General features: G+C 48.7%; 8 protein-coding genes. All 8 read right to left on the bottom strand.

Going from position 1 to position 17,203, the window contains the following annotated elements:
• Positions 1 to 98: 98 nt before the first annotated feature.
• Positions 99 to 2,297 carry a 1,4-alpha-glucan branching protein GlgB gene (gene glgB / locus EZMO1_RS05800; RefSeq protein ID WP_051789784.1) on the bottom strand — a complete coding sequence of 733 codons (2,199 nt, stop codon included), beginning with the start codon at positions 2,295 to 2,297 and terminating at the stop codon, positions 99 to 101.
• A gap of 94 nt (positions 2,298 to 2,391) precedes the next feature.
• Complete coding sequence (gene glgA, locus EZMO1_RS05795) at positions 2,392 to 3,888, bottom strand: glycogen synthase GlgA (RefSeq protein WP_222842198.1); 1,497 nt, start codon at positions 3,886 to 3,888, stop codon at positions 2,392 to 2,394.
• On the bottom strand, positions 3,854 to 5,077 hold the full coding sequence (gene glgC / locus EZMO1_RS05790) for a glucose-1-phosphate adenylyltransferase (RefSeq protein ID WP_034874809.1): 1,224 nt from the start codon (positions 5,075 to 5,077) through the stop codon (positions 3,854 to 3,856). The genes glgA and glgC overlap by 35 nt, the downstream gene beginning before the upstream one ends.
• A gap of 313 nt (positions 5,078 to 5,390) precedes the next feature.
• Entirely contained in the window at positions 5,391 to 7,028 is a 1,638-nt protein-coding gene (gene pgm, locus EZMO1_RS05785; RefSeq protein WP_034874811.1) for a phosphoglucomutase (alpha-D-glucose-1,6-bisphosphate-dependent), read from the bottom strand.
• 333 nt (positions 7,029 to 7,361) lie between these two features.
• A complete protein-coding gene (glgX, locus tag EZMO1_RS05780; protein WP_082211916.1) occupies positions 7,362 to 9,569 on the bottom strand; it encodes a glycogen debranching protein GlgX in 2,208 nt (735 codons plus the stop codon).
• Between the two features lie 61 nt (positions 9,570 to 9,630).
• The gene (gene glgB / locus EZMO1_RS05775; protein WP_034874813.1) at positions 9,631 to 11,871 is read right to left on the bottom strand and encodes a 1,4-alpha-glucan branching protein GlgB; all 2,241 of its coding nucleotides are present in this window, start codon (positions 11,869 to 11,871) and stop codon (positions 9,631 to 9,633) included.
• 94 nt (positions 11,872 to 11,965) lie between these two features.
• Positions 11,966 to 14,434 (bottom strand): glycogen/starch/alpha-glucan phosphorylase, encoded by a 2,469-nt coding sequence (locus tag EZMO1_RS05770; RefSeq protein ID WP_034874815.1) that lies wholly within the window; start codon positions 14,432 to 14,434, stop codon positions 11,966 to 11,968.
• Between the two features lie 374 nt (positions 14,435 to 14,808).
• Positions 14,809 to 17,124 (bottom strand): hypothetical protein, encoded by a 2,316-nt coding sequence (locus EZMO1_RS05765; RefSeq protein WP_034874818.1) that lies wholly within the window; start codon positions 17,122 to 17,124, stop codon positions 14,809 to 14,811.
• Positions 17,125 to 17,203: the final 79 nt, after the last annotated feature.

The following is a 17,203-nucleotide window of genomic DNA, read 5'->3' as shown; positions in this document are numbered from 1 at the left end:
CCAGTACATTATGGAAAAATGCTTGAAACGCCGGTCAGGACAAACGTATTGACCCAAACCGACGTATCAGATTCACTGATGGTGTATTTAATAGCTTATCATTTAAGCTTCAACATCACCGTTGACAGAGGAGGCAGTGTCAACTTCAGGCTCTGCTCCTGACCATGCTGTTCAACGGTTTCGGTCACAAATTTGTTACCCGCTGATACACCGCTACCACCAAAGCCCTGATCATCAGAGTTCAACAGCAACTTGTATTCACCTTTAGCCGGAACACCCACACAGTAATCGTGGCGAACAACCGGTGTGAGGTTGTTGATCACAATAATCGGATGTCCATCATTACAGAAGCGGACATACGCCAGTACACTCTGTTGATAGTCATCGTTTACCAGCCACTGGAAACCTTTGTAGCAAAGATCCCTTTCGTGCAGAGAAGCTTCGGACTTGTACAATTTGTTCAGCGTCTGAACCAGCTTTTGCACACCGCAGTGCGGGCTGTTCTTGTCTTCTACCAGATGCCAGTCCAGTGACTGATGATGATTCCATTCATTCCAGCTACCAAACTCACAGCCCATGAACAACAGCTTCTTGCCCGGGTGTGTCCACATAAACGACAGGTAGGTACGAAGGTTGGCAAACTTCTGCCAGTCGTCACCCGGCATCCGGGTCAGCAACGTACCCTTGCCATACACTACCTCATCGTGAGACAGTGACAGAACAAAGTTTTCACTCCAGGCATACACGGTACTGAAGGTCATCTGGTCATGGTGATACGGGCGGTGCACCGGCTCTTTCTTCATGTATTCCAGAGAATCATGCATCCAGCCCATGTTCCATTTGAAGCCAAATCCTAACCCATCGTCGTACAATGGTTTGGATACACCCGGATAACTGGTGGACTCTTCCGCAATGGTCATAGCCGTTGGGAAGCGTTCATACACCGTTTTATTGAAACGCTTCAGGAAGTGAATCGCTTCCAGGTTTTCGTTGCCGCCATTACGGTTGGGCTCCCACTCTCCGTCTTCACGGGAGTAGTCCAGATACAGCATCGAAGCTACCGCATCGACCCGCAGACCATCGATATGGTATTCCTCCAGCCAGTACAATGCACTACTGATCAGGAAATCCTGAACAAACGGCTTACCAAAATCATAAATGCAGGTCTGCCAGTCAGGATGCCAGCCACGGCGCGAGTCCGGATGTTCATAGACGGCAGAACCGTCAAACTGCACCAGACCATGGTCGTCATTCGGGAAGTGCGCAGGCACCCAGTCCAGAATGACACCAATGCCAGCCTTGTGGAACTGGTCAATGAAGAACTTGAAGTCATCGGGGCTGCCATAGCGACTGGTCACCGCAAACATGCCAACAGGCTGGTAGCCCCAGGACTCATACAGCGGGTGCTCACTCACCGGCATCAGTTCGATGTGGGTGAAGCCCATTTTCTTGACATACGGCACAAGCTCTTTAGCCAGCTCACGATAATTCATGATGATATTGCCGTCTTTACGACGCCAGGAACCCGCATGCAATTCATAAACAGACATTGGCTTGTCGTACAGTTCGCCGCGCTGTTTCATCCACTGGCTGTCTTTCCATTGGTATCTGCTGTCGTCATGGACAATGGAAGAAAGCCCGGGCCACTGTTCAGAATAGGTACCGAACGGATCCGCTTTTAATGGCAGTTTGTTGCCAAACTTGTCATGAATCTCGTACTTGTACAGATCACCCGGAGTCAGACCCGGAACAAACAGTCGCCACACACCGTCATCAGCACTTGCCATCGGGTGCAAACGGCCATCCCAGTTATTAAAGTTACCCACCAGACTGACAGAACGCGCGTTCGGCGCATACACACGGAACAGAACACCCTTAACCTGACGTTTAGCATTCAGGGCATGGGTGATCAGGTGAGCCCCCTGATGACGATGCAGGGCATCATAATCCACATGCTCTTCGCGCAGGGTGTATTCACCAAACTGGTACGGATCAAACACCCGGAACGTGTGACCACCTTCTTTGGCAATGCTCAGCTCATAATTGAATGGCTTACGACGGCGCGGCAGGTGCAGCTCAAACAAGCCGGATTCAAAACGCTGCATATCCCCCAGTTTTTTACCGGATGGCTGCTCGATAACAGAAATCTCATCGGCATCAGGGCGCCATACGCGCAGTATCAGGCCTTTGTTATCAACCGCTTTATGCAAGCCCAGATAAGAGAAAGGGCAAGCACAAAGCACTTGCCCCAGTTCCTGCTCTGCGGCAGGTATGGTCGAATGAACAGCAATATTCATTGGATCAATTATCCTCGTCACTCCACTGACTTTTGGGGAGTCCGAAGCACGAACTCCCCAAAATTAGAATGTTTTAGTTAAACAGATATAAATACTATCGAAGCGAGTGATACACCGAGCAATAAGCGTCAGCTGCCTGTTCCCAGGTGAAGCTCTTGCTCATGGCGTTATCCTGCATCTGGCCGAACAGGTCATGCTGGTAATAAACGTGCAAAGACGTCTGCAGGCAATCGAACAGCTCATTAGGGTCTGTGCTGTTGAATACAAAGCCTGTTCCCTGCTCATGATGTTCACCAAAACCGGCAACGGTATCGCTCAAACCACCAACACGTCTGACAATTGGCAGCGTGCCGTATTTCAGGCTGTAAATCTGGTTCAGACCACAGGGTTCAAACAGCGAAGGCATCAGGAAGAAGTCAGAACCGGCTTCAATCCAGTGCGCCAGCTGATTTTCAAAACCGTTATAAAAACGACACTTATCCGGGAATGCATGCGCCAGTTCTTCCAGGGCTGCCGCCGTATGAGGCTCGCCAGAACCCAGCAAAACCACCTGCACATCGCTGTGCAGAAAACGCCAGAGCGCCGGAATCAGATAGTCAAAACCTTTCTGTTCCGCCAGACGACTCACTAGACCATAAACCGGCTTATGGTGATCAACCGGCAAGCCTATGCGCTGTTGCAATGCCGCTTTACACTCCGCTTTACCGGAACGATTGGCACGGGAGAAATGCGCCGGAATCAGAGCATCGGTTTCCGGATTCCACTGGGTGTAATCGCAGCCGTTCAAAATACCCGACAGATCCGTTTCGCGGCGTTTGAAGCTTTCCATCAAACCGTGGGAACCCAGAGGCGTCAGCAACTCTCTGGCATACTGAGGACTTACCGTGTTGATCTTGTCCGCAAAGGCAATACCGCCCTTGAGAATATTGATCATGCCGAAGTCTTCAAAGCAGGCCGGATTGTAGTAGCGCCAGCCAATGCCGAGACTCTCCATCTGCGATTCATCGGTTTTCTGCTGATAGGCAGCATTGTGAATCGTCAGCAAGGATTTAGTATCGGCAAAGAAAGGATTACCGCATTCATCGATACGCAGGTAATAAGGCAGCAATGCCGTCTGCCAATCGTGGCAGTGAACAACATCCGGCTTAAAACCCAGAATACGACAGGTTTCCAGTACAGCCTTGCTGAAGAAAGCAAAACGTCGGCTGTTATCGTGATACCCCTGACCACCTTCCCCGTAAATACCGCCACGACCAAAGAACTCGTCGTACTCGATAAAATACACGTCAGTGCCGCGGAACTGACCATGACGAATCCCGAACCACAGGGTTTCATTATGATTCATCCGTACACCGCCACCGGCGATGGAATCGGTGGGCACCTTGGCCAGTGCTGCACGATATGCCGGCATAATCACCTTAACCTGGTGACCCGCTGCTTTCATGACCGGTGCCAGAGCGCCAGCCGCATCGGCCAGTCCTCCGGTTTTGACAATGCCGTCGAATTCGGACACCGCGAAAACAACGTTCAGGCCAGAGTTCAGGTTAGAGTTCAGGTTAGAAGCCAACCTTGGTTCCTCTTGGAATGACAACAATGCCGCTTTCAGTCACTTTGAACAGTTTGCGATCTTCTTCAAGGTTCACACCAATCTTGGTGCCTGGCGCAATTTCTACGCGCTTGTCGATAATCGCCTTGCGGATTTCACAGCCCTCACCAATTTTAACGTTTGGCAGGATCACAGAATCAGACACCCGCGCCTGCTTGCCAATTTCAACGTTGTAACCCACAACAGAGTGATCCATAAATACATCGTTGAAAATACAGCCGGTGCCAATCATGGAATCATTGATATGGCCTTCACGGGATTCACGATTGTAGGCAATCAGGGCTGGCGGGAATGGAGGAACATAGGTGTTGATCGGCCACTTCAGGTTATGCAGGTCAATTGGAGGATTGTCAGACAGCAAGTCCATGTTCGCCTCCCAGTAAGCATCCAGAGTACCCACATCACGCCAGTAACCGGTTTTGTCACTGCCCGGCACTTCATTCTCGGCGTAGTTATAAACCATTACTTTTTCTTTCGGAAACAGCTTTGGAATAATATCTTTGCCGAAGTCGTGGCTGGATTCTTCATTCAGGTGATCTTCACGAAGAACACGTTCCAGACACTTGCGCTCGAAGATATAGTTACCCATGGAAGCCAGAACATAGTTCGGGTTACCCGGAATCGTCTTTGGATTTTCCTTTGGCTTTTCTTCAAAACCAATCATACAACCGCTTTCGTCGATCTCGATCACACCAAAGTGATAGGCTTCTTCCACTGGAACAGGAATGGCCGCAACGGTCAGAGCCGCTTCTGATTCTTCGTGCAGGTTGATCATCTTGCGAACGTCCATAGTGTAAATATGGTCGCCACCAAAAATCGCAACCTGATCAGGGTCCTGGGATTCAACCAGATGCAGGTTCTGGAAAATAGCGTCCGCAGTTCCCTGATACCAGTCCTGACCAGTCCACATCTGGGCAGGCAGTGTATCAATGAACTTGTCGGACAAACCCGCAATTCTCCAGCAACGCTGAAGATGTTTGTTCAGCGAGTGTGATTTGAACTGGGTCAGTACATAGATTTTGTGCAGGTCCGAGTTCACAAAGTTACTCAGTACAAAATCAATAATTCGATACTGTCCACCAAACGGTACCGCAGGCTTGGCACGATAACCGGTCAGTGGTGACAGACGAGACCCTTCACCCCCGGCAAGAATCATAGATAGAATTGAAGACACTAAACTCTACTCCCTATTAGCAAAAATACTTCATTAATCTTGCTGTTTTCCCTAACGCCTTTGTCGATCACCTGTTATTGCTCAGGTGTCGTAATTCGAACAAAGCTCCACTTCCCCCGCGAATAAAAAAAGCGGGAGCACTGCCAAAAACAATCAATTGTTTGGCTGCATCGTTATTTTGTTATTAACTTCTGATGAAATCGACCAACAAATCATCAATTCATTCAAGTATTCGGTGGTCGATTTTTATAAACAATGAGTTGTTTTTATGGTTGTGTATAAAAACAACTCAGCTATCAATAAGCTTAATGATTCAGGCGTTGTTAAAAACGTCAGAGACCATAGCCTGAGCTTCTTCCTGAAGCTGCTTCAGGTGTTCTTTACCCTTGAAACTCTCTGTGTAAATTTTATACACCGCTTCAGTTCCGGAAGGACGTGCAGCAAACCAGCCATTGGCAGTTTCCACTTTCAGGCCACCAATCGCAGCACCATTGCCTGGTGCGTGAGTGATCTTGGCTGTGATCGGGTCACCCGCCAGCGTTTCAGCCCTGACCATGTCCGGACTCATACCAGACAGGACTTTCTTCTGTTCATTATCTGCCGGTGCCTGCAGTCGTTCGTAAACCGGCGAACCGTATTTAGCCGTCAGTTCGTCGTACAGTTCACCCGGATTCTTACCGGTCACTGCAGTAATTTCAGCTGCCAGCAGTGCCAGAATGAAGCCGTCTTTATCAGTGCACCAGGTGGTACCATCACGACGCAGGAAAGCGGCTCCGGCACTTTCTTCACCACCAAAAGCCAGATCGCCGGAAGTCAGGCCATCCACAAACCATTTAAAACCAACCGGCACTTCGCAGATTTCGCGCTCCAGACCTTCGGCAACGCGCCCAATGATGCTGCTGGATACCAGTGTTTTACCAATTCGGGCAGACTTCGGCCAACCTTCACGATGGCGATACAGGTAATCAATAGCCACTGCAAGGTAGTGGTTAGGGTTCAGCAAACCATGGGTTTTGGTCACAATGCCATGACGGTCAAAGTCCGGATCGTTACCAAATGCAATGTCAAAGTCGTCTTTCATGTTAATCAGGCCGGCCATGGAGCAGGCAGAGGAGCAATCCATACGGATTTTGCCGTCTTTATCAACGTGCATGAAAGAGAATGTCGGATCGACTTTGCGGCTGACCAGCTCGATATTCAGGCCATAGCGTTCAGCAATCGGTTCCCAGAAATACAGACCGGAACCACCCAACGGGTCAACGCCAATTTTCAGACCGGCTTTGCGGATGGCTTCCATATCAACCACATTTTCCAGATCATCAACATAGGGAGTGATGTAGTCGTACTCTGTCACATAGTCCGATGCCAGAGCATCGGCAAAGTTCAGGCGTTTCACACCTTTCAGACCCTGCGCAATCAGCTCATTGGCTCGATCCTGAACCCAGTTTGTAACATCGGTACCGGCAGGGCCACCGTGTGGAGGGTTGTATTTGAAACCTCCATCTTCCGGCGGGTTGTGAGATGGGGTGATCACCACGCCGTCGGCCAGCAGGTCATTGTCGCGGTTAAAGCTGACAATGGCATGGGAAATCACAGGGGTAGGTGTGTAACCACGACCCTCATGGATGCGTACGTCCACTTCGTTGGCCGCAAACACTTCAACAGCACTGATCAGAGCTGGCTCCGACAGGGCATGGGTGTCCATACCAACAAACATCGGGCCGGTAATACCCTGATCTTTACGATATTCACAAATTGCCTGGCTGACTGCCAGAATATGGGCTTCATTAAAGGTTGCCTGAGACGATGTGCCACGATGACCAGAAGTACCAAACTGCACACGCTGGGCTGGATCAGCTGGATCAGGGCTAATGGTGTAATAGTCACTGACCAGTCGTGGAATATTGGCCAGTAGTTCGTCTGTAGCAATTTTGCCTGCTAGCGGATGCATGAGAGGTTCCTGATTTAAACAGCTATATCTACTTGGGGAATGACAGTATCAGCTTTTTGTGACAACTGCATTGCCCTTGTACTCAGTTTTCTGTGAGTGCTTCCAAACCCTGGAAAGGAAGCCATCACATCAGACAGATTGATCGTCTATATAAAAAGTACAGCCAGCGGTGCATTCATTGAGCAGTTATTAACCACTTCATATATACGACAGTTGATGTATAAAATACTCTTAATACCTATCGAATTCACCAACGGTTATTACCTTTAATTATAAGGGAACTCACCTAGGCAATACCAGCTAATATGAAACAATTTCAATGACTTACCGAATCTAACTTTTTTCTTCAACAATCACCAAACTGTGTTCAGTAACAAGGTGCCAACCTCTGGTCATCAAAACATCATGCTTGATGGGTTCAGGCTCCGATGTGTCCAGAAGGGTAAACCAGAAGCTCTGGCTGTATCTGTCAGCGAATGTAAACCGACGGTTAACTTTTTCGTTATTCATCAGGATATACAGAGCCTTTGTCTTATGTGCCTCCTGATCAGGACAGTCATTGGTCTTATGATCCATTTCCGGGACAGTTATTTTCAGCCCAAGGCAGCCGCCCTTAACCTGTCCCAGCTGGTGTTCATTTAAAAGAGCACCATGCCGATCCATCCAGCAGACATGCTGGCGACCACCATCACCCTGCAGCAACGGATGCGTTTTACGCAACTCGATCAATTTCGCGGTGAAGGCTTGCAGTTCTTTTTCCTGCCAGGCAGATTCATCGTTCTGCCAGGACCAGTCCAGCCAGGACAGTTTCGAATCCTGACAATACGCATTGTTGTTTCCATCCTGTGTATTGCCAAATTCATCGCCAGCCATCAGCATGGGCGTGCCTCTGGATAGCATCAATGTTGCCAGCATATTGCGCTTTGCCCGCTGTCGCCTTTCAAGAATAGGCGTATGCGTCGTCTGCCCTTCAACACCGTAATTACAGGAATAATTGTGGGCATCGCCATCCCGGTTATGCTCACCGTTGGCAAGGTTATGCCGGTGTTCATACGAGACCAGATCATTCAGTGTGAACCCGTCGTGGCTACAGATGTAATTAATGCTGCCAATGGGTCGGTGACTACCGAAAATATCCACCGAACCCACCATTCGCCAGCCAATGTCTGCAACACGATGGTTGTCACCACGCCAGAACGAGCGAATACCATCACGATAACGGTCATTCCACTCCTGCCATTCCCGGGGAAAGCCTGCCAGCCGGTAACCTTCGGGGCCAATATCCCAGGGCTCGGCAATCATCTTGCACTGTGACAGTAGCGGATCCTGATAGATAGCCTGAAAGAAGGCACTGTCTTTACGGAATACACGACCCTGACGCGCCATGGTGGGTGCCAGATCAAACCGAAAACCATCGATGTGATATTCTTCAACCCAACAACGCAGGGCATCCATGGTCAGTTTCAGGGTCTGAGGGCTATCAAAGTTCATGGTATTGCCACAGCCCGTGTAATTCGTGCTGTCAATTTTCTTATGACCACGAACGTCTATTGTCTCATCAATCAGGTAATAATCCCGTTCACTAAGACCACGCAAACTCAGGCTAGGACCACCATGTCCGCTTTCACAGGTATGGTTAAACACCACATCCATGATCACTTCAATACCAGCACGGTGCAGCTCCCTGACCATGGTTTTCATTTCGGTCACCGGATCATCAATCGCCAGCGATGGTTCCGGAGCCATCAGGCATAACGGGTTATAGCCCCAGTAATTGCTGAGTCCCATATTATCCAGGCGCTCTTCACTGACACGGGAGGTCACCGGCAGTAACTCAACAGCAGTAACGCCCAGCTGTTTCAGATAAGCAATAGACGCCGGATGACTCAGACCCAGATACGTGCCCCGCAGCTCCTCGGGAACCGCTTCATTCTGGATGGAAAAGCCTTTGACATGCAGCTCATAAATAATGCTGTCGGTTCGGGAGGTACCCGGTTTCCTGACCTCCTGCCAGTCAAACTCCCGTTCCCTGACCACACTGCGCGGCATAACACCGGCACTGTCAATTTCACTGATGTTCCAGGCGCCGGTTGATTTGGAAATCGAATAATCGAACAGCGCAGGATGCCAGCTGACCTCTCCCTTCACTTCACGGCTATATGGATCAAGCAGCAGTTTACGATTGTTAAAGCGAGGGCTAAGGTCCGGATGCCACTGCCCGTCAGCCCTGAAACCATAACACTGCCCGGCTCTGACACCGCTGACAAACAAATGCCATACGCCCATGGCCGAAGGCTCCATTGGCAACCGGGTTTCTTTATCGTTCCCGTCAAACAGGCACAGTTCCAACCGTTGCGCCTGCGGGGCATAAACAGAAAAGTTCGCACCATCCGCCCGCCCGGCTGAAGCAGGCATCAGACTATGCTCACCCTGTAACATCAAAGTCGCTCCCTGCAACTCAGGACGCCCGGGACCTGTCTCATAACATACCGCCGATTCATCGGCGGCTGCACTTGGTAGAAATTTGGTTTGTTCAGTCATTATTTACAAAAAAGCATGTGCAGACCGTCGTCAGGACGACTGTCCGAAAATAGTCTGCCAGTCAATCATCAGGAATCAGGAAAACCGTCCCCAGAGGGGGCAACGTTAACACCAGCGACTGCTCATAACCATGAGCCTCGACAAATTCTGTGTTTAAACAGTCGGCATTTATCACGCCACTACCACCATAAGCAGCCGCATCGGTATTAAGCAATTCATACCATTTGCCAACAGTCGGTACTCCTACACGGTAGCCATAGCGAACCTCGGGGGTAAAGTTACAGACCACCAGAACCGGTGGCTGACTGCCTCCTCGCCGGAGAAAAGCATAAACACTCTGTTCGGTATCATCACCAACCACCCAGCTAAAACCCCAGCTGTCATAATCCGACTGATACAGGGCAGGATGACTGCGATACAGCTGATTCAGATCCCTGACCAGTTTATGCACCCCCCGACTGAAGATTCCACGCTCGCTGTCGTCGTCCAACAGCGTCCAGTCCAGCTGATCATCATGATTCCACTCTGTCAGGCTGCCAATTTCTGCCCCCATAAACAGCAGTTTTTTTCCGGGATGGGCAAACATAAAGCCATAGTAGGCCCGCAGGTTAGCAAAACGACGCCAGTCGTCACCCGGCATTTTTCCCAACAGAGTGCCCTTACCGTGTACGACTTCATCGTGCGAAAGCGCCAGAATAAAATGCTCGGAATAGTGGTACTCCATGCTGAACATCAACTCACCATGATGGTAGCGCCGATACTGGGGCTCATGCTTCATATACTCCAGCGAATCATGCATCCATCCCATATTCCACTTATAACCAAACCCCAGACCGTTCTCGTACGTCGGCTTTGAAACGCCCGGCCAGCTGGTCGATTCTTCAGCAATGGTGATGGCATCAGGGTAATGACCATAAACGGTTTCATTGAGTCGTTTAAGAAAATCAACGGCTTCGAGGTGTTCATTGCCACCATGAATATTGGGTTCCCACTCCCCTTCAGCCCGGGAATAGTCCAGGTACAACATGGATGCCACGGCATCAACCCGAAGACCATCGATATGAAAACAATCCAGCCAGAAAAGGGCATTACTGATCAGGAAGTCGCGCACCGCTGGCTTTCCATAGTCATATATATGAGTCTGCCAGTCAGGATGCCAACCACGCTTCGGATCAGCGTATTCATACAATGGCGTTCCATCAAAACGACCAAGGCCGTGTGGATCAGAAGGAAAATGGGCAGGCACCCAGTCGAGAATCACACCTAGCCCGTTCTGGTGACAGCGATCAACAAACGCCTTGAAATCATCGGGCGAACCGAAACGGCTGGTTGGCGCATACAAACCCACTGGCTGGTAGCCCCAGGAGCCACTGAACGGGTGTTCCATAGGCGGAAGAAGCTCTATATGTGTGAATCCCTGCTCCACAACATAAGGAATCAGTTCATTCGCCAACTCCTGATAAGTCAGCCAGCGATCTTCACCGTTGAGCTGTTTCTCTCTTCGCCCCTCTCTTCGCCATGAGCCCAAATGGACTTCATAAACACTAACAGGTTGTTGCAGCTGCCCCTGATGCAGCCAGTTACTGTCCTGCCAGCGATAGCGATCCTGATCGTAGACGATGGACGCATTTCCCGGTGGCTGCTCTGCATAGAATCCATAGGGATCGGACTTATGGGGCAGCAAAGTACCCTCCAAATCCCTTAACTCGAATTTATACAGGTCTCCAGCACAGACATGGGGAATAAACAATCTCCAGATGCCATCATCCGATGCCTGCATCGGATGTAACCGGGCATCCCAACCATTAAAACTGCCTACCAGGGCAACGCTGCGGGCATGAGGAGCATAAACCCGGAACATAGCGCCCTGCACATCCTGACCGGCAACTGCAGTAATGCTGACCAGTCTGGCACCCATATAGCGGTAAGAACGATAGGGCTCCACAAACACCTGACTGAATACATGCGCACCAAACTGCCAGGGATCAACGTAAGTAAACGACTGGTGATCTTTAGTTTGAATTTCCAGACGATATACGTGTAATGAACTGCCGGCATCCAGTACCCGCTCAAACACACCACTGGTCACCTGCACCATTTCACCCGGCATCTGACCCGTTTCAAGGTCAACCAGATGAACCGACAGGGCATCCGGACGCCAAACCCTGACAATTTTTTCTTTGCGTGACGGGTCAACTCCGGAAGGAGCGTAATCAACATCATGAACACCCAGAACATCAAAAGGTCGGGCACAACATCCATCCCTGAGGTCGTCCAGAAGAGACTCGATAGAATTTGTCATGACAGAAGCAGAAGAGAACAAGAGATAAGGAAAAGGTTTGCATGGTCGTTAAACCATACAAACCTTGGAAAGGAACTTAAATCAATCGCCGTTCTTACGCCATGTTCCAGATGGTTTTAGCGTAATCCATGATGGAACGGTCAGAAGAGAATTTACCCATGGAAGCGGTATTGATAATCGCCTTCTTCCACCACAGCTCTGGTTTCTTCCAGGTCGCAACAATCTTGTCGTGCGCGTCGCTGTAGGCCTGATAATCCACCAGCGTCAGGAAGTAATCACCTCCGAGCAGTGAATCCACCAGAGGACGGAACGCATCAGGCTCTTCAGGACACAGGTCACCGGAAGCCAGCCAGTCAATGACCGCTTTCAGCTCGGCATTGCTGTTGTAAACATCTTTCGGGTTGTAACCACGATGACGCAGCTCAGCCACTTCATCAACAGTAAGACCGTAAATAAAGATGTTGTCGTCGCCTACCTCTTCGGCAATTTCAACGTTAGCACCATCCAGAGTACCCACTGTCAGCGCGCCGTTCAGGGCAAACTTCATGTTACCGGTGCCGGAAGCCTCAAAACCGGCGGTGGAAATCTGCTCGGACACATCGGCAGCCGGAATGATTTTCTCAGCCAGAGTGATACGGTAGTTAGGCAGGAAGACCACTTTCAACTTGTCTTTAATACGACGATCGTTGTTTACACGCTCGGCAACACGATTGATGGCATGAATGATGGTTTTCGCCACTTTATAGCCGGGAGCCGCTTTAGCACCGAAAATAAACACACGCTGCGGTACATCCAGATCCGGGTTATCCAGCAGGCGACGATACAGCGCCATAATATGCAACAGGTTCAGCTGCTGACGCTTGTACTCGTGCAGACGCTTGATTTGCACATCGAAGATGGCATCCGGGCTGATGTCGATGTTGCACAGCTCTTTGACCACTGCCGCAAAACGGATCTTGTTGTCGTGCTTGATGGCTGCAAACTTTTTCTGGAATGCAGGATCATCAGCATAAGCGTTGATGGCGTCCAGCTGAGACAGGTTTCTGCGCCAGTCCACCTTGCCATCGTTGCCAATGGTATCGTCAATCAGCTTGGCCAGTTCCGGGTTACAGTAGTCCAGCCAGCGGCGAGGCGTCACACCATTGGTGACATTCACCAGTTTGTCCGGCCACATTTCATTAAACTCGGGGAACAGTGTGGTTTTAACCAAACCGGAGTGCAGGGCTGCAACACCATTCACCTTATGGCTTCCTACAACAGACAGATACGCCATGCGAACCATCTGCTGACCACCAGGACGCTCAGGCTCTTCAATAATGGACAGACGACGTTTCATATTATTGTCACCCGGCCATTGAGCTTCCACTTCAGTGTGCAGGAAGTGGTAGTTGATCATGTGGATGATCTGCATATGGCGTGGCAGCACCTTGGTAATCAGGTTCTGAGGCCATTTTTCCAGCGCTTCCGGCAGCAATGTGTGGTTGGTATAGGAGAAAACTTCTCGACAGATAGACAATGCTTTGCTGAATACAATGTCTTCCTCGTCCATCAGAATTCGCATCAGTTCCGGCACTGCAATCGCAGGATGGGTGTCGTTCAGCTGAATGGCTACCTTTTCAGCAAAATCATCCCAGTTGTCGCCGTTTTCACGCTTGTAACGGGCAATCAGGTCGGCAATGGAACAGGCGACAAAGAAGTACTGCTGAATCAGTCGTAACTCTTTACCCGCAGGGTGATTGTCGTTCGGATACAACACCTGACTAACGTTTTCAGCCTGAATCTCGCCGGAACGGGACTCCTGATAACGGCCTTCGTCAAAACTGGACAGGTCAAAACCTTCCGCAGCCCGACTCTCCCACAGACGAAGGGTATTGACTGTATCGGTACCATATCCGGTCACCGGTACGTCCCATGGCATACCCAGAATTTCCTGAGTGTCTTCCCAGACAGCCTTGCCTGCTCTTTCGGAAACACGTCCATACAGTTTGATCAGCTGTTTGCGCTTGGGACGTTCAATACCCCATGGGCAGGACTCTTCTCTCCAGCCATCCGGGCTTTCCACCTGCTTGCCACCGGCGAAGTCCTGCTTGAATAGTCCGAAACGGTAATTGATGCCGTAACCGAAGGCAGGCAGGTCCAGTGTCGCCAGCGAATCCATAAAACAGGCGGCCAGACGACCTAGACCACCATTACCCAGAGCCGGATCGGTTTCGTGCTCCAGGACATCAGTCAGATTGACACCCAGGTTAGCCATGGCTTCTTCAGCCTGTTTATAAATACCCAGGTTGTGTAGGTTGTTCCCCAGCAAACGGCCTACGAGGAACTCCAAAGACAGGTAATAAACCCGACGTGCTTTTTCATCACGCTCTTTGTGTCGAGTTTTACGAATTAAGTCCAGACCCAGCTCACGAACCACCAGGCTTAATGCCTCCCAGTATTCGGCCGGTCCCGCCTCCTCCAGATCAACACCCAGAGACTGCTGCAAGTGGCGCTTGATGCTCTGTGCCAGTCGATCGGCATCAAGTGTTGTAGCTGCATACTGCTCAGTCTTGTTTGCGCTCATGTTATCCCACTCTCTGTTAATCAAAAACGTGATGGCATGACCTGAGATTTAGTATACTTCTGATTTCCGGTCATTCCGCATTTGTTACAAATTATTCTTTGTGTAAGCCTGTGTTTAAAGTTTTTATTGGTTGTAAACGATTCCATCTACACTCTATATGGGCTTCATATGGGCTTCATATGGGCTTCATTGCAACTATACGACAGAGTATAACTATCAAAACCGGTATATTGATAGCCCTACCCTCCATGACAGTGATCGGGATCAAGCTAAATGCAACTACTCCGGCAAACAGAACAATTGTCAGACAATCCCCCAAATTCACACTTGTAAACGATTGCAGAAATTTCTACCGTACTGAAAAAGAAGTCACTTCAGTGATGACTACCACTGCCGGAAGCGTAGGAAAAGCCGCTTAAGCGCCGTTCAAGCAGGTCTGCAATCTTTTCAGGACTCATTGTTTGCTCAAAAATCTGATACAGCGTTTTTGCCAGCATTGCATAGACTTCACTTTCCAGAAACGACTCAAAAAACCATTGAATGACATCGTGCAGATTTACCTGACCGGATTGGATGTCTGGTAAACAGGGAACTTGGGATCTCAGTCCTGTGTACAATTCCTGAATCTGCGTGGCAGTTAATAATTGTGTTAACTGATCAATAGCCTTGCGATTCAATGAGCCCTGATCACCTTCAGCTTGATTCTCACGGAGAAACGACTCAATCCCAGCAATCAACTCTCTTCGGCAAGGTTGAACCTGATGGTGATCCTGACGGTCTGCCTGAAGTTCCGAATGAACGTTAGCAACTGGCTGACCGGGGTTGACTGATAAAGAAAAAACCATGGTGCCGAGTACTTTGTCGACATCGACCGCCGGCTCCTCAACAACGGCCTCTTTTAACCGTTCAATGATGTCATTCGAAAGTCCGCCCAGAACACGAACCAAAGCCTGTACTAACGCCTGTCTTGTTCCGCCATCTCTAAAAAAAATAATAATTAAAAGTTCCAGCCTTCTGTACAGGCTTTCCGATTGATAACTAAATCCCGAACCTAGTTGACCTGCAAGCTCATCAATTTTTTCATTGCCAAGAGCATTTGCAAGAATTTCTACAATAGTCTTGTTAATTCCTGTAAAAAATTTAACATCCGGCGTCTTTAAAAAAGAATGTCTTATCAGCTTTAACATTATGATTTCGTTATCTGTCATTGTTATTTTCAGCCCCATTGCTTCAAGCTTATTATTTATGGTCTTTTTTCGTTCAAGCTCCGCATGCTTAAGCTTGAGCTCCTGATTATCAACAATTGTCTTCTTAATTTTACCGAGCGCCTCAATCGAAGATGCTTGTGATGTCTCTACAAGCATTTGTGTGTCCACAAGTAGCCGCTGGCTTTCAGCCTCATTTTCTGGCCAGACGAGCCTTCCTAAAAAAACTTCCAACTTTTTTTTTAGTTGATAAACATCTTGCTGAAGAAAGCCAACTCGTACTAAATGATCATGTTCATATAAAAAAGACCTCAAACTCTCGGGATTCAGGTAGCCTGACAAATCCTGGTTAATACCAGAACCCAGTTGCAACAGAAAATTATTGAAAAACAGGTCCCGATCTTCTGGGGCAACCGACTGTTGCAAGTAATAAAAAATGCTTAATAGACGATCAATGAACTCCACTGGAGTTTCATCCGGTATAAAAAGATAAGCCAGCAAGGCTTTTAATATTATTCCCAGATGATCCAGTCCGGGAACGGTTACTGGAATCACTCCAAACAGAGGACTTAAATGACCGTGAGGTTTCCAGTTTTTCTCATCATCATCTTGCCCGTTTCCACCTGCGCCCCCAATTCCAATACACCCCCTGAATGAACCCCGCAGAGTTAGTGGCTGATTAACTGGCCGATTACTGCCAGAATGACTTTCCCGTTTATTTCCTTTTTCCCCACCACCTGAAAAATGCACAATCGAATCAAGAACATTCTTATGGCTATTAAAAAAACCCGTTTCTCCTATTGTATTGTATGAATAATCAGAAACAATACCTGTAAAATCAAATGTACTGGCATTGTTAACTAGAATAACATCCGACATATGGCTATTGTTGTTTAAATAAATCCAGGCATTCTGGCGTTTACCTGGATAAACAACAGGCACCAGTATGACTTTCCCTTTTTGGGTTTCTGTTTGCAAATACCAGGAGCCTGCAATAACATGACCCGGTGTTTCATGAGACAACGAAACCATAAATGATCGGCTAAAATCTGCCTGTTCCACCAGCTGACTATATGACGGGTGTGTGTTTTTCCATTCTTCCTTTGTATCAATATTCACCAGATCTGCCATTAATGCCTGATTTTTAAGCCTGATCGCCGTGGTAATAAAATAGACACCAGGCCGGGCATAAAACACACAGGGTTCCACTACTTCGTTAATCAATCTGGCTATATCACCGGACTGCGGTCTGAAATGCATCACGCAGGAATAGGATATTGTCTGAATAACCGACGACAGTTTTTGTTCAACAGGAAGTACGTCATAAGGGACTGGATTGTCTTCTGACAGGGAAAATATAAAACCTGATTTATTATCAACCAGTTTATGAAGATCACCATTAGTATTTTTCCACAAAAACTCGCCTTTATCCCACGTCATAATGCCAAGAGTAACAAAAGCATAATAAACATACGACAAACTCATTCCAGACAATGGTGCAACCTCATTTTTTTAATTTGTAGAATCCTGCTCAATAAAACCATCAGTTTTTATAAGAAGCTAT

It is taken from the genome of Endozoicomonas montiporae CL-33 (assembly GCF_001583435.1).
Lineage (GTDB): Bacteria > Pseudomonadota > Gammaproteobacteria > Pseudomonadales > Endozoicomonadaceae > Endozoicomonas_A > Endozoicomonas_A montiporae.
This window is presented reverse-complemented; position numbering and strand designations above follow the sequence as displayed.

What these genes read in the sequence shown, in the direction of transcription:
- glgB (WP_051789784.1), bottom strand. Translation starts at nt 2,297, where the DNA reads ATGAATATTGCTGTTCATTCGACCATACCTGCCGCAGAGCAGGAACTG.
- pgm (WP_034874811.1), bottom strand. Translation starts at nt 7,028, where the DNA reads ATGCATCCGCTAGCAGGCAAAATTGCTACAGACGAACTACTGGCCAAT.
- glgX (WP_082211916.1), bottom strand. Translation starts at nt 9,569, where the DNA reads ATGACTGAACAAACCAAATTTCTACCAAGTGCAGCCGCCGATGAATCG.
- glgB (WP_034874813.1), bottom strand. Translation starts at nt 11,871, where the DNA reads ATGACAAATTCTATCGAGTCTCTTCTGGACGACCTCAGGGATGGATGT.
- EZMO1_RS05770 (WP_034874815.1), bottom strand. Translation starts at nt 14,434, where the DNA reads ATGAGCGCAAACAAGACTGAGCAGTATGCAGCTACAACACTTGATGCC.
- EZMO1_RS05765 (WP_034874818.1), bottom strand. Translation starts at nt 17,124, where the DNA reads ATGAGTTTGTCGTATGTTTATTATGCTTTTGTTACTCTTGGCATTATG.